The following is a 17037-nucleotide window of genomic DNA, read 5'->3' on the forward strand; positions in this document are numbered from 1 at the left end:
GCGCACCAGGCGTATGAGGGCGTACGGGAACGTACGATGCGAAACAGGAGTCCGGCGAACAGATGAGTGACAAGCCGCAGCCGCAGCAGAGCAGCCAGGGCTGGGCCCCGAGGGAACCGGAACCGGTGCCCCAAACGGCACCGGGCGGGCCGGGCAGCGACGGCACACCGGGCGATCCGGGTGGGACGGACGCGCCGGGCAAGCCGGGGAAGAAGCCCAGGCGGAAGCGGACGGGCTGGGGGCGGCTCATCCCGACCTGGCGGATGGTGCTCGGCACGTTCCTCGGCGCGATACTGCTCGTGATCGGCCTGTTCGCACTCGGCTACTACCTGGTCAAGATCCCGCCCGCGAACGCCGCCGCGACCAAGCAGAGCAACGTCTACCTGTACGCGGACGGCAGCCAGCTCGCCCGCGACGGCGAGGTCAACCGCGAGAACGTGGCGCTCGCGGAGATCTCGAAGGACGCCCAGCACGCGGCACTCGCCGCCGAGGACCGCGACTTCTACACCGAGTCGGCCGTCGACCCCAAGGCGATGATCCGCGCCGGCTGGAACACCGCCACCGGCAAGGGCAAGCAGTCCGGTTCGACGATCACCCAGCAGTACGTGAAGAACTACTACCTGGGCCAGGAGCAGACCGCCACGCGGAAGGTGAAGGAGTTCTTCATCTCCATCAAGCTCGACCGCCAGAAGAGCAAGGACGACATCCTCGAGGGCTACCTCAACACCAGCTACTACGGCCGCAACGCGTACGGCATCCAGGCCGCCGCCCAGGCGTACTACGGCGTCGACGCCAAGAACCTGACGGTCGGTCAGGGTGCCTACCTCGCCGCGCTCCTGAACGCGCCGAGCGAGTACGACGTGGTCGCGCACCCCGAGAACAAGTCCGCGGCCGTCGCCCGCTGGAACTACGTCCTCGACGGCATGGTCAAGAAGAACTGGCTGACCCAGGCGGACCGGGCCAAGGTCACGTTCCCGCAGCCCAAGCAGGAAGTGGTCGCCGCCGCCATGTCGGGCCAGCGCGGCTACCTGGTACAGGCGGTCAAGGACTACCTCGTCTCGAACAAGATCATCGACGAGGACACCCTGACCACCGGCGGCTACCGCATCACGACCACGCTCCAGAAGTCCCGGCAGAACGCCTTCGTGAAGGCCGTCGACGACCAGGTGATGTCGAACCTCGACAAGAAGAACCGCAAGGTCGACCGGTACGTCCGCGCCGGCGGCGTCTCCATCGACCCGGCCACCGGCAAGGTCGTCGCGATGTACGGCGGCATCGACTACACCAAGCAGTACGTCAACAACGCGACACGCCGTGACTACCAGGTCGGCTCCACCTTCAAGCCGCTCGTGTTCACCTCGGCCGTGGAGAACGGCTCGCAGACGCAGGACGGCCGCACGATCACCCCGAACACGGTCTACGACGGCACCAACAAGCGCCCCGTGCAGGGCTGGAGCGGCGGCTCGTACGCGCCCGAGAACGAGGACAACCGCTCGTACGGGCCCATCACGGTTCGCACCGCCACCGACAAGTCGGTGAACGCCGTGTACGCGCAGATGGCCGTGGACGTCGGCCCGAGCAAGGTCAAGCAGACCGCTGTCGCCCTCGGCGTCCCCTCCACCACCCCCGACCTGACCGCCACCCCGTCCATCGCGCTCGGCCCGTCCACGGCCAGCGTCCTCGACATGGCGGAGGCGTACGCGACACTCGCCAACCACGGCAAGCACGGCACGTACACGCTCGTCGAGAAGGTCACCAAGGACGGCACGTCGGCCGTGAGCCTGCCCAAGCAGGACACCAAGCAGGCGGTGAGCCGGGAGGCCGCCGACACCACCACGTCCATCCTGCAGAGCGTCGTCGAGGGCGGTACCGGTACCGCCGCGCTGGCCGCCGGCCGGCCCGCCGCGGGCAAGACCGGCACCGCGGAGGAGGACCAGGCGGCCTGGTTCGCGGGCTACACCCCCGACCTCGCCACCGTCGTCTCCGTCATGGGCCAGGACCCCGACACCGGCACCCACGAGTCCCTCTACGGCGCCCTCGGCCAGGCCCGTATCAACGGCGGCGGCTACCCGGCGCAGATCTGGGCGCAGTACACGAAGGCCGCGCTCAAGGGCAGCAGCGCGAAGGACTTCGACCTGCGGCTCCAGCCGGGCGCCGAGGAGCAGCAGCTCCCGAGCACCGGCCCCACCGACCAGACCCCCGGCACCGGTGACCAGGACAACGGGGGCCAGACCACCGGCGGGACGGCCTCCCAGAGCCCGCCCTCGGATCAGACGCAGGGCCAGACCCAGGGGCAGACCGACGGCCAGACCCAGGGCCAGACGGAGGGCCAGACCCAAGGGCAGACGCAGGGCCAGACCGACGGCGGCACGACCACCGGGGGCGGCACGACCGACGGGACGACCGACGGCGGCACGACGGACGCGGGCACCACCACCGGTGGCGACACCGCGGCCCCGTCGGGCGGGACCACGGACGGCGGCGGTACGGCGGGGACGACCGCGGGAGCGGGGCCACTGAGCGGACTGACGTCACGAAAACAGTGACCCGCGGGGACTCAGATCCCCAGATCCTTGATGATCTTCGCCACGTGGCCGGTCGCCTTGACGTTGTACAGCGCCCGCTCGACCTTGCCCTCCTCGTCCACGATCACCGTGGAGCGGATGACGCCGACGACCGTCTTGCCGTACAGCTTCTTCTCGCCGAAGGCGCCGTACGCCTCCAGGACGGTCTTGTCGGGGTCGCCGACCAGGGTGACCTTCAGGGACTCCTTCTCGCGGAACTTGGCGAGCTTCTCGGGCTTGTCCGGGGAGACGCCGATGACGTCGTACCCGGCACCGGCCAGCAGGTCGAGGTTGTCCGTGAAGTCGCAGGCCTGCTTCGTGCAGCCGGGGGTCAGGGCGGCCGGGTAGAAGTAGACGATGACCTTGCGGCCCTTGTGGTCGGCGAGGGAGACCTCGTTGCCGTCGGCGTCGGGCAGGGTGAAGGCGGGGGCGGTGTCGCCGGGCTGGAGTCGCTCGCTCATCGGTACCTCACGTGGCCGGGGTGAATGCTTACGGAACTACGGGAACGAGCGTAATGGGGGTGCCGAGGGGTGAGCGGCGGCCCGAGCTGACAGACTGTCGGCGGCACAGAGACAAAGATCGGAACACGACCACGGAGGCAGCGCGGTGTCGGATACGTCGAGAACGTCGGATACCAGGACTCCGGCGCAGATCGAGGCGGACATCAAGCGCCGCCGCGAAACACTCGCCGAGACGCTCGACGAGATCGGCGTGCGGGTCCACCCGAAGACGATCGTCGGGGACGCCAAGGCCAAGGTCGCCTCCCAGATCGACCACACGCTCGGCCGCGCCTACGTCGGCGTCAACCGGGTCGTCGGCGATGCGAAGGGCCAGCTCGTCACCGAGGACGGCGCGCCGCGCCTGGAGCGCATCGTGCCCCTCGCGCTCGTCGCGGTCGGGGTCGTGGGCCTGCTCGTCGTGGGCTCACGGCGCCGCAAGCGCTGAGAACGGCTCGATCGGCTCGACTCGGCTCGAACCCGGCTCGACTCGGCTCGACCCCGACTCGATCGGCTCGACTCGACCCGGCCGGGCGCGACCCGGCTGCGTACGGACGGCTCAAAGGCAGGTAGGTTCTGGACGTGAGCGCCAATCGGGACAAGCAGACCCCCCACCACGACAAGTTGCCCATCCGGATGCTGCACGACCGCGTGCTGGTGCGGCAGGACGCCGCCGAGGGCGAGCGGCGTTCCGGCGGCGGCATCCTGATCCCCGCGACGGCGGCCGTCGGGCGGCGCCTCGCCTGGGCCGAGGTCGTCGCGGTCGGGCAGAACGTACGGACGGTGGAACCCGGCGACCGTGTCCTCTACGACCCCGAGGACCGCGCCGAGGTCGAGGTGCGGGGAATCGCGTACGTGCTGATGCGCGAGCGCGATCTGCACGCCGTGGCGGCGGACCGCTTCGAGGGCTCCGAGGACTCGACCGGCTTGTATTTGTAGGGCGTAGCCGACCTGACGGGGCTGGTGACCATGGTCACCAGCCCCTTTTGCCTGTGCTTTGCTACCGTGGAAGGCGTTGGAAGGACCCCGACGAGACGCGCCGTACCGGGCGGAGAGCGAAAGAGCTCCCAGGCAAAGACGACGCACCCCTGTTGATCACTCACGGAGGTGCCTCTCATGGCCTGGATCCTGCTGCTCGTCGCCGGTCTGCTCGAAGTCGGCTGGTCGATCGGCATGAAGTACACCGACGGCTTCACCCGCCTCGTCCCCAGCGTCCTCACCGGCGCGGGCATCATCGCGAGCATGGTCCTGCTCTCCTACGCCGCCAAGTCCCTCCCCATCGGCACCGCCTACGGCGTCTGGGTCGGCATCGGCGCGGCCGGCGCGGCGGTACTGGGCATGCTCGTCCTCGGCGAACCGGCGACGGCCGCCCGCATCTTCTTCGTCTGCCTGCTCCTGGTGGCCGTGGTGGGCCTGAAGGTGACGTCGGGGCACTGAAGCACCGGCTCCACCCGCGTCAGAACGAGATCCACACGTCGGGAGCCACGTCCGGTCGCCCCGGCACCGCCCTGCGCTCCTCCGTCCAGGCGTCGCCCGCGATGTCGGCTGCGACGCGGCGCCAGAAGCGCACAGCGACCGGGTTGTTGTCCTGAAAGGCGACCTCCCACGGTCCCGGATGCCGGGCGACGACCTCACGGACGGTCCGCAGCCCGATCCCCGTCCGACGCGCCCCCCGCACCACGAAGAAGCTGTTGAGCACGCGGGTCGGACCGTCCAGCCCCCGTACGAAGGCGAACCCAACAGGGTGTTCACCGCTCGTCACCAGATACGGCGCCCGGTCGCCGTCCGCGAATGCCGCCTCCAGCCGCTCACTGCGGAACGACCCGTCCGGATGGGGCAACACGCCCCGGAACTCGGACAGGTCGTGCTGGAACAGCGCCCAGAGACGGTCGAGTACGGGGCGGTCGGCGGCGTGGGCGAGGCGCACGGTCGTGTCGGACATGGTCCCCCTCCAAAGATTTCGGATCCCGGGCATGAAAAAAGCCTCCCGGGCGGACGTCATGTCCGAATCCGAAAGGCCTGACTACTGATCAGCAGAATACCAAATGCCGGACGTGACCATCCGATAAACGGTTCGTTACTCCGTACGAGGCCACGAACATGCGGCCGGAACGGAGGGGAACCATGCCGGTCAGCCCGTACACAAGGGAGCGCCTGGAGGCGGCGGCCAGTTCGTCGCGGACGTTGTCGGAGGCGCTGATGAAACTGGAGGTGGACCCGAAGAGTTCGACGCGGCGATACGTGTACGAGCGCATGAAGAAGCTGGGGGTCGACATCTCACACTTCGAGCGCGAAGGCGTGCGGTGGACGAAAGAGGTCCTTCAGGCGGCGGTTACAGCCTCGACGAACATGTGCGAGGTGCTCCGCCGACTCGGACTTGAGGTGGTCGGCGGCTACCACACGCATATCAGCCGCCGGATCAAGGCGTATGACATCGACACCTCGCACTTCCAGGCACCGTCCCGGCGAGGCCAGACCAGACGTACGCGGACCCCGGAGGCCTTGCTCGCAGTACAGACGGCCACTCCCGCCCGGCGCATCCCCAGCGACCGCCTCAAATGGGCATTGACAGCCCTGGGAGTACCTGAGCGTTGCGCGCGCTGCGGTACGGAACCGGTCTGGCGTGGGCACCCACTGCCCCTGGAGGTCGACCACATCGACGGCAACTGGCGTGACAACCGCATCGGGAACCTTCGATTCCTCTGCCCCAACTGCCACTCGACGACGGACAGTTACCGAGGTCGTGGCAAAGGACGTGTGCAGAGTGGCACCTCATGAGCAGCGCCGTGCAGTACACCCGCGAGCGATTGATTCAGGCAGCCGGGCAGTGCTCCGACATCGACGAGGTCATCGCCTTCTTCGGCACCCGGCCGTACGACAAGCTCCGTCGACACCTTTACAAACGCTTCGAGCACTTCGGGATCGACACCTCTCACTTCCCCCGCAATGGCCGACGTGGGCCGCAGGACCTGCCGAGTGAGAGTGAGTTGCGCCAAGCAGTCACCGAGTCCATTTCCATCGCAGGCGTTCTCCGGTTACTGCAACGCCCGGACAACTCACGGCTGCGCGCGCTGCTTCCGCAGTTGACCACCGCATACGGCATCGACACCTCTCACTTCCTGGGGCAGGCTCATCAGCGCGGGAAACCCGGCCCGACACCTCTGAAGCGACCGGAGGACTTGCTCGTCAAACACAGCGGCAACCGTCGCACGCGGACGGCGCTGCTTCGCCGAGCGCTTCGCGAAATTGGCGTACCCGAAGAATGCGCCGAGTGCGGGACCGGCCCTGAGTGGCTCGGCGAGCCGATGACGCTGGAGATCGACCACATCAACGGCGACTGGAGCGACGACCGGCGCGAGAACCTGCGGCTGCTGTGCCCCAACTGTCACGCGATCACCAGTACGTGGTGCAGGGGCGGAAAACGACGTCGTACGTAGACGGGCACCGCGTCACCGGTAGCATGGGTTCGCACGCGGCCGTTGCTGAATGGTATAAGCGGAGGTTTTAGGTGCCTCTGGGCCTTGCGCCCATGTGGGTTCGAATCCCATCGGCCGCACACACAGAGGGGCCGTCCGGCGAGGCGGCCCCTCTCCGTGTCTCAGCCCAACAACTCCCGAACCACCGGCACCAGCCCCCGGAACGCCTTCCCGCGGTGGCTGATCGCGTTCTTCTCCTCGGCGGAGAGCTCCGCGCACGTCCGCTTCTCCCCCTCCGGCTGGAGGATCGGGTCGTAGCCGAAGCCGTTGGTGCCGGTGGGGGTGTGGCGCAGGGTGCCCCTCAGTTGGCCCTCGACGACGCGCTCCGTGCCGTCCGGCAGGGCGAGCGCCGCCGCGCAGGCGAAGTGGGCGCCCCGGTGTTCCTCGGAGATGTCCGAGAGCTGGGCAAGGAGAAGGTCCAGGTTCGCGCGGTCGTCCCCGTGCCGTCCCGCCCAGCGGGCGGAGAAGATGCCGGGGGCGCCGTTGAGGACGTCCACGCAGAGGCCGGAGTCGTCGGCGACGGCGGGCAGGCCGGTGGCCTGGGCCAGGGCGTGCGCCTTGAGGAGGGCGTTCTCGGCGAAGGTGACGCCGGTTTCCTTGACGTCGGGGATGTCCGGATAGGCGTCCGCGCCGACGAGGTCGTGGGTGATACCTGCGTCGGCGAGGATCACCTTCAGCTCGGTGATCTTTCCGGCGTTGCGGGTGGCGAGGATCAGGCGGGTCATGGCCATCAGTATCGCCGAGCCCCTTTCCCGGGTCCGCCCGGTGGTCGTTACGGCGTGCAGACCTTGGTCAGTTCTCCGGCCGCGTCGGTGACCGGGCTGACGTCGGGGGTGTTGTCGCCGTTCTTGATGGCCGTACGGACGTTGCCGACGGCCTTGTTCAGGTCGTCGACCGCCTTGTTGACGTCGGCGTTGTCCGTCTTGTCGCCGATCTTGTCGAGGTTGTTCTCGATCGCGTTGAGGGACTCGTCGGTCTGCGTCGGATCGTTCGCCGCGTTCTCCACGGCCTGCTGGAGGTTGGTGACGCTGTCGGCGATGGAGTCGGCGGTCTGGACACAGTCCAGGGCCTTGTTGACGGCGTCGCAGCCCACGGCCGCCGGCAGGGCGACGAGTACGGCGGCGACGGCGAATGCGGCAGTGCGGCGTCGGTGGCGCGCGGCCATGGAACGGTCCCTCCCCGTGGACAAACATGTGGTCGACCCCGTGGCGCGGTCGGCTCGGCCCGTGCGAGGGCCGACGGGGGCGCACGGCTGGACCGTACGCCCGTACCCCTAAGAACGCGAAGGGTTATTCCGCGGTTGCCTCGAGGGTCGCCCGCTGGATCGCCGCGAGCTCGTCGCAGCCGGCGACGGCGAGGTCGAGCAGGGCGTTCAGCTCCTTGCGGTCGAAGGGCTCGGCCTCCGCGGTGCCCTGGACCTCGACGAAGCGTCCGTCGCCGGTGCAGACGACGTTCATGTCGGTGTCGGCCTTCACGTCCTCCTCGTAGCAGAGGTCCAGGAGGGGGATCCCGCCGACGATGCCGACCGAGACGGCGGAGACGGTGCCGGTCAGGGGCTTGCGGCCGGGCTTGACCAGCTTCTTGCCCTGCGCCCAGGTGATCGCGTCGGCCAGCGCCACGTACGCGCCGGTGATGGCCGCCGTACGCGTGCCGCCGTCGGCCTGGAGGACGTCGCAGTCGAGGACGATGGTGTTCTCGCCGAGCGCCTTGTAGTCGATGACGGCGCGCAGGGAGCGGCCGATGAGGCGGGAGATCTCGTGTGTACGGCCGCCGATCTTGCCGCGGACCGACTCGCGGTCTCCGCGGGTGTTCGTGGCGCGGGGAAGCATGGAGTACTCGGCGGTGACCCAGCCCTCTCCGCTGCCCTTGCGCCAGCGCGGGACGCCCTCGGTGACGGAGGCGGTGCAGAACACCTTGGTGTCGCCGAAGGAGACGAGGACGGAGCCCTCGGCGTGCTTGCTCCAGCCGCGCTGGATGGTGATGGGGCGCAGTTGTTCGGGGGTGCGGCCGTCGATTCGAGACATGGCGTTGAGCCTAGCCGCATACGGCTGAGGGGCCGCCTCCGGTTGCGGAAGCGGCCCCTCAAGGGTGAGGTGGGGGGCTCAAGAATGCCCCTTCCGCTCACATCGGTTCACATCATGTCTTCGATGTCCGCGGCGATGGGGTCGGCGTCCGTGCCGATGACGACCTGGATGGCGGTGCCCATCTTGACGACGCCGTGGGCGCCGGCGGCCTTCAGGGCGGCCTCGTCGACCTTGCTCGGGTCCACGACCTCGGTACGCAGGCGGGTGATGCAGCCCTCGACCTCTTCGATGTTGTCGATGCCGCCGAGCCCGGCGACGATCTTCTCAGCCTTCGTGGCCATGTCCTACTCCCTGATCAGAACCGCTTTGTCGCAGTAACCCACAGTTGGCCCATCTTTGCGAGCGGCCATGTCGCGCGTACCGAATGATGGCGTTCACGACAGCGCTACCGTTCGCCGACTGGTCTACACCAGTGGGCGTGCAGTCGCCAACCCGGCCCCGCCCGGAGGACGCCCATGAGTGCCGACAGCGCCCCCGCGCCCGCACGGGCCCACTGGAACAAGCTGTTCCAGGGGCTGCAGAAGATGGGCCGCAGCCTCCAGCTGCCGATCGCCGTGCTGCCGGCCGCGGGCCTGCTCATCGGGCTCGGCCAGCCCGGCGTGTTCGGCGCCGAGGGGCTCGGCTGGGACAACGTCTCCAAGATCATGAGAGGGGCCGGCGGCGCGCTGCTCGACGGCTCGCTCGGGCTGCCGATGCTGTTCTGCGTGGGCGTGGCCATCGGCATGGCGAAGAAGTCGGACGGGTCGACGGCGCTCGCGGCGGTCGCCGGCTTCCTCGTCTACTACAACGTGCTGCGCCAGTTCCCGGTGAGCTGCCCGGGCGGGGCGAAGGCTCTCACGAACATCGGCTGCCAGGCGGCCGACTCCTCCGTGGCCCCGTTCACGTACCAGAATCCGGGGGTCTTCGGCGGCATCGTCATGGGGCTGATGACCGCGTACATCTGGCAGCGCTACCACCGCACCAGGCTGGTCGACTGGCTCGGGTTCTTCAACGGGCGGCGGCTGGTGCCGATCGTCATGGCGTTCGTGGCCATCGCGTTCGCCGTGCTGTGCCTGTGGGTCTGGCCGCCGGTGGGGCGGGGCCTCGAGCACTTCAGCGACTGGCTGGTGGGACTGGGCTCCTGGGGCGCCGGTGTCTTCGGCGTGGCCAACCGGGCGCTGTTGGTGGTCGGTCTGCACCAGTTCCTGAACGTGCCCGTCTGGTTCCAGTTCGGCAGTTACACCGCGCCGGACGGGACGGTCGTGCACGGTGACATCACCATGTTCCTGGCGGGCGACCCGAACGCCGGGCAGTTCACGTCGGGCTTCTTCCCCATCATGATGTTCGCGCTGCCGGCGGCGGCCCTGGCCATCACGCACTGCGCCCGGCCCGAGCGCCGCAAGGAGATCGGCGGGCTCATGCTGTCGGTCGCGCTGACCTCGTTCGTCACGGGCATCACGGAACCGCTCGAGTACTCCTTCCTGTTCGTCGCGCCGGTGCTGTACGTGATCCACGCGCTGCTGACGGGAGTGTCGATGGCGGTGACCTGGGGGTTGGGCGTGCATGACGGTTTCGGCTTCTCCGCCGGGGTCATCGACTACCTCATCAACTGGCATCTGGCGACCAGGCCGTGGGCGATCGTGCCGATCGGGCTGTGCTTCGCGGTCGTGTACTACGTGATCTTCCGGTTCGCGATCACGAAGTTCGATCTGAAGACTCCGGGCAGGGAGCCGGAGGAGGAGCACGAGGACACGACCAAGCCGTAGGCGCTCCGCGGGGGCGGACGGTCACGGGTCGCTCCTCGACCGCGGGCCGGTGGGGGCTGGTCGCGCCCACGCGGCGAAGCCGCATGAAGTCACAGCCCCGCACTCCTCATCGGAAGTCACAGCCTCGCGCCTCTTTCGGGGCGCGGCTTCGTCGCGTCCGGAACCGATTCCTCCCCTTATGGCCCGGGCCACAAAATTCGTGGGTTCCTTATCTCACCTTCACCGTGCTACAACAGGTCTACACCACTGAGTGGTGTAGACCACGCCGTCCCCACCCCCCCATCCCTGTCGCCCGGGCGGCGCCTTGTCCACTGGAGGAAGTTGTGACCACGGCCAGCGCCGCTCCCGCGGCCGACAAGAAGAAGGGCTCCGGCGCGATGGCTGTCCTGCAGCGCATCGGCCGCAGCCTGATGCTGCCGGTCGCCGTACTGCCCGCCGCCGCGCTCCTCGTGCGTCTCGGCAACACGGACATGCTGGGACGCCCGTCCTTCCCCACGTTCTTCACCAAGATCGCCGGCTTTATGACGGCCGGCGGCAACGCGATCCTTGACAACATGGCACTGCTGTTCGCCGTGGGCATCGCGATCGGCTTCGCGAAGAAGTCGGACGGCTCGACGGCGCTCGCCGCGGTGGTCGGCTACCTGGTGTTCAAGAACGTGCTGGCGACGTTCACCGACAAGAACCTGCCGAAGGTGGCCACGGCCGTCGACGGCAAGGTGGTCATGGTGAACGCCCCCGTGGACGCCAAGGTCCTGGGCGGTGTGGTGATGGGCATAGTCGTCGCCCTGCTGTACCAGAAGTTCTACCGGACCAAGCTGCCCGACTGGGCGGGCTTCTTCGGCGGCCGCCGGCTCGTCCCGATCCTGTCCGCGTTCGCGGGTCTGCTGATCGGCATCGTCTTCGGTTACATCTGGCCGGTCCTCGGCACGGGTCTGCACAGCTTCGGTGAGAAGCTGGTCGGTTCGGGTGCCGTCGGCGCCGGCATCTTCGGTGTCGCCAACCGTGCGCTGATCCCGATCGGCATGCACCACCTGCTGAACTCCTACCCCTGGTTCCAGGCGGGCGACTACCACGGCAAGAGCGGTGACATCGCGCGCTTCCTGGCCGGCGACCCGACCGCGGGCCAGTTCATGACCGGCTTCTTCCCGATCATGATGTTCGGCCTCCCGGCCGCGTGCCTGGCGATCGTGCACTGCGCCCGCCCCGAGCGCCGCAAGGTCGTCGGCGGCATGATGCTCTCGATCGCGCTGACCTCGTTCGTGACGGGTGTGACCGAGCCGATCGAGTTCACGTTCATGTTCATCGCGCCGGTCCTGTACGCCATCCACGCGGTCCTCACCGGTGTCTCGCTGGCGCTGACCTGGGCGCTCGGCATGAAGGACGGCTTCGGCTTCTCGGCCGGCGCGGTCGACTTCGGCCTGAACCTCGGCATCGCGACCAACCCGTGGGGCCTGGTCCTGGTGGGTCTGTGCTTCGGGGTGGTCTACTACGCGGTCTTCCGCTTCGCCATCATCAAGTGGAACCTCCCCACGCCGGGCCGCGAGTCCGACGAGGAGCTGACGGAGCTGCTGAAGGCGGAGGCCAAGTAGCCCCCGCACACGACCGAAGGCCCCCGCGGCCGGGCGGTCGCTCGGCCGCGGGGGGCTTCCGCACGGCGGCCCCCCCCTCGCCGCCGGCCGCCGCCGGCCCCGGGCAGGACCCGGCCCGTCCGCGCCTCCCCGGCCCCCGGGGGCCGGAAACCCACGGTTGCCGCGACGTCCTCGGGGACGAGTGGACGGGGCAGCGCCTGTGTCGCCTCGGCCATGGCGAACGCCTCGTCGGGCTGATACGCGGTCGCCGGGGTGCGGGTGAGCCCCGGAGCCACGGACGTCACGGCGATACCGTCCTTGCCCAGCGCGACGGCCAGGGTGCGCCCGAACGCGGTGAGGGCCCCTTTGCTGGTGATGTAGCCGAGCAGGTCGGCGCTGGGTGGCTTCCAGACGGTGTCGGAGGTGATGAGCACGATCCGGCCGAACTTGCGCTCCCGCATACCGGGGGTGAAGGCCTGGGACAACAGCAGAGCCGACTCGACGTTGACGGCCTGGATCCGTCGCCAGGTAGCGAGGTCGACGGTGTCGAGTTCCACCAGGTCGCTCGCGGCGGCCGAGTGGACGAGAACATCGACCCGGCCGTACGTCTCGAGCACTTCGGCGGCAGCCCTCCGTACGTCCTGTTCCACAGCGAGATCGCACGCGATGTCGCCGGCGCGGTCCAGTACTACGACGCGGTGGCCCAGCCGGGCGAGTTCACGGACGATCGCCCCGCCGATCGCGCCGTCTCCGCCGGTCACCACCGCGACCCGTGAGGTCGAGACATCAGTCATGGTTCATCTCCTCGTTTCGCGACGCCGGTCGGTGGACCGTGGTGGCCGCGAGCGCGGCGCTCCACGCGATAGCTTGCTCCGGCAAGCAATTGTGCGCCGCTGTCGGCCACACGGCAAGTCACGTACGCCACAGGCGTCGGAAGCCCCCCGACCGCCGAGCGCATCGGCGACCTGCTCAGACCCGTCGCCGCTGCGGCATAGTGGGACGTGATACCGCCACACGCCGCAGCACCTCCCGGGTACGGGTCGGTGCGGACGCGTGTGCACCCGCCCTTACACACTTCGGGACCGCAATGCCTACCAGCAGTCGCTTCGTCGTCGCCGTCCATGCCCTGGTCGCCCTCGCGGTCAGCGGCGACAAGCCCCTGCGCTCCGAAGACCTCGCCTACTCGGCCCACACGAGCCCCGTCGTGATCCGGGGCCTGCTCTCCCGGCTGAGCAGCGCGGGTCTGACCAAGTCCCAGCTCGGTGCGGGCGGTGGCGCGCTCCTGGCCAAGCCGGCCGAGGAGATGCGGCTGCTGGAGGTGTACGAGGCGGTGGAGGACACCCGACTGTTCACCATGCACCGCACGCCGCCGCCGGCCGACTGCGCGGTCGGCAGCAACATCGTGGACGCCCTCCAGCCTGCTCTGACCCGTGCTCGCGAGGCATTCGAGGCGGAGCTGGACCACACGACGATCGCCGAACTCGCCGACGCGGTCGCCCGTCTCGGAAAGTTCACGATGCCGCTCGAATGGTGAGCGCCCGACGGGGTGGCCCGTGGTCCCGCTCGAGGAAAAGTGTCGCTGTGTCACTTACACAGTGATAATCTCTGGGCATCCGCCGGGTCGACGGGGTGACGAAACCCGCTCGCCCGGGTCATGAGTACGCGTGCGACGGTCCCCGACTCGGAGAACCCTGCGGTCAATCACGGTCAATCCCCCAGGCAGCCGCCTCTCCAGGCGGACGCCATCCACGATCGGAGCGCAAGATGAGCGACACCCCCTCGGCTGTGGACCTGCTGCGGCGCAGCCTCGACACCTTCCTCGCAAAGGACATGAAGGCCTGGACGGACCTGTGCGCCGACGATGTCGTCGCCGAATTCCCGTTCGCCCCGGAGGGAGCGCCTGCGCGCATCGAGGGGCGCGAGGCCCTCTTCGACTACCTCCGCGGCTACCCCGACGTCATCGACGTGCGGGAGATCCCGGCGGTGCGCGTCTATCCGACCGACGACGAGAACGTGGCGATCGCGGAGTGGAGCGTGAAGGGCAGCGTGGTGTCCAACGGCAATCCCTACAACATGAGTTACGCGACCTTCGTGACCTTCCGCGACGGTCTCATCGTGAACTACCGGGAGTACTGGAACCCGCAGGTCTTCCTGAACGCGCTCGCCGGCGCGAACTTCTGATCCCACAGCCGTAGTTGCAGGCCCCGGACGCCGCCGGCCGGCACAGGTCGACAGCAGCCGGCGGAAGTCGGCCCGCGGCGTCCAAGAGACAGCCAGATTCCTTGCCCAAGCAATCACATGCCTCTATGGTTGCTCCGTCAAGCAAGTCATAGGCCTTGCAGAGAAGAGGTCCGGAACATGGACACCCACGCCACCCGCCGAAGCCTCCTGGCACGGGCCGCCGCCCTCGCCGCGGTGCCCGCGATCGGCTCCGTCATCGCGGACACGGCACTGGGCTCACCGGCCGTCGCCGCCGACGCCACCGACCTGCCCGACTACGCCCCGGTCCCGCGGTCGTCGCTCGGCCCGGCGATCAACAGCCAGGGCTACTACGTCGGACGGATCAAACGGAACCTGTACTGGGTCACCGACGGAACCTACGTCTCGGCCTTCCTGACCACCCGCGACGGCGTGGTGCTCCTCGACGCGCCGCCGTCGCTCGGCCACAACATCCAGCGCGCGATCGACGACGTGACCAAGCCCAGCGGGCTGACCAACAAGGTCACGCACCTGATCTATTCGCACCACCACTCCGACCACGCGGGCGGGTCGGGCATCTTCGGCCGACGGGTGACCCGGATCGGGCACTCCGAGACCCGCAGACTGCTCATACGGGACAACGACCCCAACAAGCCGGCGCCCGAGGAGACCTTCGACGACCGCCGGGTGCTCCACATCGGCGGGGAGCGCATCGAACTCGCGTGGCACGGCGCCAACCACACCCCGGACAACATCTACATCCACCTGCCCGACCACGACACGCTGATGCTCGTGGACATCGCCCTGCCCGGCTGGGTGCCGTTCGCGAACCTCAACATCAACGAGGACATCCCGGGCTCGCTGCTGGCGCCGGCCAAGGCCCTGAAGTACCCGTGGACCACCTTCATCGGAGGCCACCTCGGCCGGCTGGGCACGCGGCACGACCTCAAGATCCACCAGGACTACATGGACGACCTCGACACGGAGATCCGCCGCGCGCTCACCACGGTCGACGCGACGCCGTACTTCGTCAAGTACGGCAACAACACCTGGGCCGCGGTGAAGACCTACCTCGACGAGGTGATCGCGGTCGCCTCACGCCCGGTCGTGACCAAGTACACCGGGACCCTCGCCGCCGCCGACGTCTTCACCGAGAGCAACGCCTTCATGCTGATGGAGTCGATACGCCTCGACGGCGGCTTCGGAATGACGGTCCACGACTGACCGCTGCCCGATGCCCGGACAGGTCCTGGGGCCGCCTGTACGGACCGGGTCCCCCAGGATCTAGATCTCGTACGTCACCCTCGGCACCGCCAGCCCCACCGGACCGTCGAAGACCTCGCGTGCGTCGGCGAGGTTGACCGCGGGGTCCGTCCACGGCGGGATGTGGGTGAGCAGCAGGCGACGGGCGCCGGCGCGGTCGGCGCTCTCGCCCGCTTCGCGTCCGTTGAGGTGCAGGTCGGGGATCTTCTCCTTGCCGTGCGTGAACGCGGCCTCGCAGAGGAACAGGTCGGTGTCCCGGGCGAGTTCGTCCAGCGCGTCGGTGACACCGGTGTCCCCGGAGTACGTCAGCGACTTCCCGTCGTGCTCGATGCGGATGGCGTACGCCTCCACGGGGTGGCGCATCCGCTCCGTGTGCACGGCGAACGGGCCGATCTCGAACGTGCCCGGTTTCACGGTGTGGAAGTCGAAGACCTCGCTCATCGAGGAGGCGGTGGGAGTGTCCGCGTACGCGGTGGTCAGTCGCTGTTCCGTGCCCTCGGGTCCGTAGACGGGGAGCGGGTCGCAGCGGCCGCCGTCGTGGCGGTAGTAGCGCGCGACGAAGTACGCGCACATGTCGATGCAGTGGTCGGCGTGCAGATGGCTGAGGAAGATCGCGTCGAGGTCGTAGAGACCGCAGTGGCGCTGCAGCTCGCCAAGGGCACCATTGCCCATGTCGAGAAGCAGCCTGAAGCCGTCGGCCTCGACGAGGTAGCTCGAGCAGGCCGATTCCGCGGACGGGAACGACCCCGAGCAGCCGACGACGGTGAGCTTCATAAGAGCTGGAACCTCCGCGCTGACAGGAAGTGCAGAGAGTAGATGCGGGGTGCAGGTACTCGGGTGCAGATACGGGAACGGGGGTCGTGCGGTCCGTCGAGCGTAAGGCGCAAAAGGGCGGGTCGCTCCTCCACCAGGGGCTGTTGTGGGCGAACTCACCTGTGGTGTCACCGGTTCGGATGGACGGTCGACCGGAGGTCGGATGCCCGGGTCTCGCGGGCGGGGGGCGGGGCGGAGTGCGCGCCGGTACCTTCTTTGGTATGGACACGTCCTGGTGGCTCGCGTTGGCGGCCGTGGTGCTGCTCGCGCTGGTCGCGACGCTGGTGGACGGCTGGGGGCGCCGTGGGCGCCGAGAGCTCCGCGGAGACCGGGCCGTCGGTCGGACTCGGCCGCCCGGGCGGCCGTCGGCCGGGGGGCGGAAGCGGCCCCGGGTGCCTCGGCCGCGGCCGGCGGAGATCTGGTGGGCGAAGGTTCCGTACGAGGACGGGCCCGGGGACAAGGACCGGCCGTGTCTGGTGCTGGCCGTGCGGGGCGAACGGGTGACCGTCGCGAAGATCACGAGCAAGTACCACGACGAGCGGGCCGGGGTGATTCCGTTGCCGCCGGGTGCCGTCGGCGATACCCATGGGCGGGCGAGCTTCCTGGAGACGGATGAGCTGCGCGAGGTGCCTTTGTGGGAGTTTCGGCGGCGGGTGGGGGTGGTGGATCCGGTCCTTTGGGACCAGGTCCGCTACTTGGCCGGCTGAGACCGTCCCTCGCCCCCGCCGCCCCTACCCATCCCATCCTCCTGGGGCTCCGCCCCAGACCCCCGATCGGCCTGAACGGCCTCGTCCTCAAACGCCGGACGGGCTGAGAGATGCGCGCCGG

20 protein-coding genes and 1 tRNA gene are annotated in these 17037 nt (G+C 68.8%); 13 read left to right on the plus strand and 8 right to left on the minus strand.

What is annotated here, in order from left to right:
* Positions 1–62 precede the first annotated feature (62 nt).
* Positions 63–2546, plus strand: coding sequence for a transglycosylase domain-containing protein (locus KVT44_RS09550; protein WP_217566692.1), 2484 nt, complete (start codon positions 63–65; stop codon positions 2544–2546).
* Between the two features lie 11 nt (positions 2547–2557).
* On the opposite strand, the gene bcp is transcribed toward KVT44_RS09550, so the two are convergent.
* Positions 2558–3025 (minus strand): thioredoxin-dependent thiol peroxidase, encoded by a 468-nt coding sequence (gene bcp, locus KVT44_RS09555; RefSeq protein WP_099922440.1) that lies wholly within the window; start codon positions 3023–3025, stop codon positions 2558–2560.
* Between the two features lie 145 nt (positions 3026–3170).
* Between bcp and KVT44_RS09560 the strand changes: the two genes are divergently transcribed.
* From KVT44_RS09560 to sugE, 3 genes are all read left to right on the plus strand, one after another.
* Positions 3171–3509 carry a DUF3618 domain-containing protein gene (locus KVT44_RS09560; protein ID WP_054229710.1) on the plus strand — a complete coding sequence of 113 codons (339 nt, stop codon included), beginning with the start codon at positions 3171–3173 and terminating at the stop codon, positions 3507–3509.
* A gap of 134 nt (positions 3510–3643) precedes the next feature.
* A complete protein-coding gene (locus tag KVT44_RS09565; protein ID WP_054229709.1) occupies positions 3644–4000 on the plus strand; it encodes a co-chaperone GroES in 357 nt (118 codons plus the stop codon).
* 177 nt (positions 4001–4177) lie between these two features.
* On the plus strand, positions 4178–4498 hold the full coding sequence (gene sugE / locus KVT44_RS09570; protein WP_095854410.1) for a quaternary ammonium compound efflux SMR transporter SugE: 321 nt from the start codon (positions 4178–4180) through the stop codon (positions 4496–4498).
* Between the two features lie 19 nt (positions 4499–4517).
* Here the strand turns inward: sugE and KVT44_RS09575 are convergent, their stop codons facing one another.
* Complete coding sequence (locus tag KVT44_RS09575) at positions 4518–5003, minus strand: GNAT family N-acetyltransferase (protein ID WP_099922438.1); 486 nt, start codon at positions 5001–5003, stop codon at positions 4518–4520.
* Between the two features lie 182 nt (positions 5004–5185).
* Here KVT44_RS09575 and KVT44_RS09580 point away from each other — a divergent pair, with 182 nt between their 5' ends.
* The 3 genes from KVT44_RS09580 to KVT44_RS09590 all read left to right on the plus strand — a co-directional run bounded on the left by KVT44_RS09580 (position 5186) and on the right by KVT44_RS09590 (position 6617).
* The gene (locus KVT44_RS09580; protein WP_217566693.1) at positions 5186–5839 is read left to right on the plus strand and encodes an HNH endonuclease signature motif containing protein; all 654 of its coding nucleotides are present in this window, start codon (positions 5186–5188) and stop codon (positions 5837–5839) included.
* Positions 5836–6498, plus strand: a complete 663-nt coding sequence (locus tag KVT44_RS09585) for an HNH endonuclease (RefSeq protein WP_217566694.1) — start codon at positions 5836–5838, stop codon at positions 6496–6498. Before KVT44_RS09580 ends, KVT44_RS09585 begins: the two co-directional genes overlap by 4 nt.
* A 35-nt stretch (positions 6499–6533) precedes the next feature.
* Positions 6534–6617 (plus strand) — tRNA-Leu (locus tag KVT44_RS09590).
* Between the two features lie 42 nt (positions 6618–6659).
* On the opposite strand, the gene rdgB is transcribed toward KVT44_RS09590, so the two are convergent.
* The 4 genes from rdgB to KVT44_RS09610 all read right to left on the minus strand — a co-directional run bounded on the left by rdgB (position 6660) and on the right by KVT44_RS09610 (position 8902).
* On the minus strand, positions 6660–7262 hold the full coding sequence (rdgB, locus tag KVT44_RS09595; protein ID WP_217566695.1) for an RdgB/HAM1 family non-canonical purine NTP pyrophosphatase: 603 nt from the start codon (positions 7260–7262) through the stop codon (positions 6660–6662).
* Positions 7263–7309: 47 nt separating this feature from the next.
* Positions 7310–7702 (minus strand): hypothetical protein, encoded by a 393-nt coding sequence (locus KVT44_RS09600; protein ID WP_099922434.1) that lies wholly within the window; start codon positions 7700–7702, stop codon positions 7310–7312.
* 124 nt (positions 7703–7826) lie between these two features.
* Entirely contained in the window at positions 7827–8561 is a 735-nt protein-coding gene (gene rph, locus KVT44_RS09605) for a ribonuclease PH (RefSeq protein ID WP_060900562.1), read from the minus strand.
* A 107-nt stretch (positions 8562–8668) separates the two neighbouring features.
* Positions 8669–8902, minus strand: coding sequence for a glucose PTS transporter subunit EIIB (locus KVT44_RS09610; protein WP_030569190.1), 234 nt, complete (start codon positions 8900–8902; stop codon positions 8669–8671).
* A 174-nt stretch (positions 8903–9076) separates the two neighbouring features.
* Here KVT44_RS09610 and KVT44_RS09615 point away from each other — a divergent pair, with 174 nt between their 5' ends.
* Positions 9077–10366 carry a PTS transporter subunit EIIC gene (locus KVT44_RS09615; RefSeq protein WP_217566696.1) on the plus strand — a complete coding sequence of 430 codons (1290 nt, stop codon included), beginning with the start codon at positions 9077–9079 and terminating at the stop codon, positions 10364–10366.
* Positions 10367–10689: 323 nt separating this feature from the next.
* Positions 10690–11955, plus strand: a complete 1266-nt coding sequence (locus KVT44_RS09620; protein WP_190173100.1) for a PTS transporter subunit EIIC — start codon at positions 10690–10692, stop codon at positions 11953–11955.
* Here KVT44_RS09620 and KVT44_RS09625 read toward each other — a convergent pair.
* Entirely contained in the window at positions 11853–12728 is an 876-nt protein-coding gene (locus KVT44_RS09625) for an SDR family oxidoreductase (protein WP_254649139.1), read from the minus strand. The genes KVT44_RS09620 and KVT44_RS09625 overlap by 103 nt on opposite strands.
* 293 nt (positions 12729–13021) lie before the next feature.
* Here KVT44_RS09625 and KVT44_RS09630 point away from each other — a divergent pair, with 293 nt between their 5' ends.
* From KVT44_RS09630 to KVT44_RS09640, 3 genes are all read left to right on the plus strand, one after another.
* Positions 13022–13468: an Rrf2 family transcriptional regulator gene (locus KVT44_RS09630; protein WP_060900559.1), complete on the plus strand. Its 447-nt coding sequence runs from the start codon at positions 13022–13024 to the stop codon at positions 13466–13468.
* 230 nt (positions 13469–13698) lie between these two features.
* Positions 13699–14115 carry a nuclear transport factor 2 family protein gene (locus KVT44_RS09635; RefSeq protein ID WP_190173098.1) on the plus strand — a complete coding sequence of 139 codons (417 nt, stop codon included), beginning with the start codon at positions 13699–13701 and terminating at the stop codon, positions 14113–14115.
* A gap of 177 nt (positions 14116–14292) precedes the next feature.
* Positions 14293–15357 carry an MBL fold metallo-hydrolase gene (locus KVT44_RS09640; RefSeq protein WP_217566697.1) on the plus strand — a complete coding sequence of 355 codons (1065 nt, stop codon included), beginning with the start codon at positions 14293–14295 and terminating at the stop codon, positions 15355–15357.
* A 60-nt stretch (positions 15358–15417) separates the two neighbouring features.
* On the opposite strand, the gene KVT44_RS09645 is transcribed toward KVT44_RS09640, so the two are convergent.
* Complete coding sequence (locus KVT44_RS09645) at positions 15418–16170, minus strand: MBL fold metallo-hydrolase (RefSeq protein ID WP_217566698.1); 753 nt, start codon at positions 16168–16170, stop codon at positions 15418–15420.
* 260 nt (positions 16171–16430) lie between these two features.
* Between KVT44_RS09645 and KVT44_RS09650 the strand changes: the two genes are divergently transcribed.
* Positions 16431–16916: a type II toxin-antitoxin system PemK/MazF family toxin gene (locus tag KVT44_RS09650; protein ID WP_190173096.1), complete on the plus strand. Its 486-nt coding sequence runs from the start codon at positions 16431–16433 to the stop codon at positions 16914–16916.
* The last annotated feature ends 121 nt before the right edge of the window (positions 16917–17037 follow it).

Origin of the sequence: Streptomyces sp. GbtcB7, from assembly GCF_019091445.1 — a bacterium.
GTDB classification, from domain to species: Bacteria; Actinomycetota; Actinomycetes; order Streptomycetales; family Streptomycetaceae; genus Streptomyces; species Streptomyces mirabilis.

Coding starts and splice junctions, on each gene's coding strand:
- KVT44_RS09550 (WP_217566692.1), top strand. CDS start 63: ATGAGTGACAAGCCGCAGCCGCAGCAGAGCAGCCAGGGCTGGGCCCCG.
- bcp (WP_099922440.1), bottom strand. CDS start 3,025: ATGAGCGAGCGACTCCAGCCCGGCGACACCGCCCCCGCCTTCACCCTG.
- sugE (WP_095854410.1), top strand. CDS start 4,178: ATGGCCTGGATCCTGCTGCTCGTCGCCGGTCTGCTCGAAGTCGGCTGG.
- KVT44_RS09575 (WP_099922438.1), bottom strand. CDS start 5,003: ATGTCCGACACGACCGTGCGCCTCGCCCACGCCGCCGACCGCCCCGTA.
- KVT44_RS09580 (WP_217566693.1), top strand. CDS start 5,186: ATGCCGGTCAGCCCGTACACAAGGGAGCGCCTGGAGGCGGCGGCCAGT.
- KVT44_RS09585 (WP_217566694.1), top strand. CDS start 5,836: ATGAGCAGCGCCGTGCAGTACACCCGCGAGCGATTGATTCAGGCAGCC.
- rdgB (WP_217566695.1), bottom strand. CDS start 7,262: ATGACCCGCCTGATCCTCGCCACCCGCAACGCCGGAAAGATCACCGAG.
- KVT44_RS09600 (WP_099922434.1), bottom strand. CDS start 7,702: ATGGCCGCGCGCCACCGACGCCGCACTGCCGCATTCGCCGTCGCCGCC.
- rph (WP_060900562.1), bottom strand. CDS start 8,561: ATGTCTCGAATCGACGGCCGCACCCCCGAACAACTGCGCCCCATCACC.
- KVT44_RS09610 (WP_030569190.1), bottom strand. CDS start 8,902: ATGGCCACGAAGGCTGAGAAGATCGTCGCCGGGCTCGGCGGCATCGAC.
- KVT44_RS09615 (WP_217566696.1), top strand. CDS start 9,077: ATGAGTGCCGACAGCGCCCCCGCGCCCGCACGGGCCCACTGGAACAAG.
- KVT44_RS09625 (WP_254649139.1), bottom strand. CDS start 12,728: ATGACTGATGTCTCGACCTCACGGGTCGCGGTGGTGACCGGCGGAGAC.
- KVT44_RS09630 (WP_060900559.1), top strand. CDS start 13,022: ATGCCTACCAGCAGTCGCTTCGTCGTCGCCGTCCATGCCCTGGTCGCC.
- KVT44_RS09635 (WP_190173098.1), top strand. CDS start 13,699: ATGAGCGACACCCCCTCGGCTGTGGACCTGCTGCGGCGCAGCCTCGAC.
- KVT44_RS09640 (WP_217566697.1), top strand. CDS start 14,293: ATGGACACCCACGCCACCCGCCGAAGCCTCCTGGCACGGGCCGCCGCC.
- KVT44_RS09645 (WP_217566698.1), bottom strand. CDS start 16,170: ATGAAGCTCACCGTCGTCGGCTGCTCGGGGTCGTTCCCGTCCGCGGAA.
- KVT44_RS09650 (WP_190173096.1), top strand. CDS start 16,431: ATGGACACGTCCTGGTGGCTCGCGTTGGCGGCCGTGGTGCTGCTCGCG.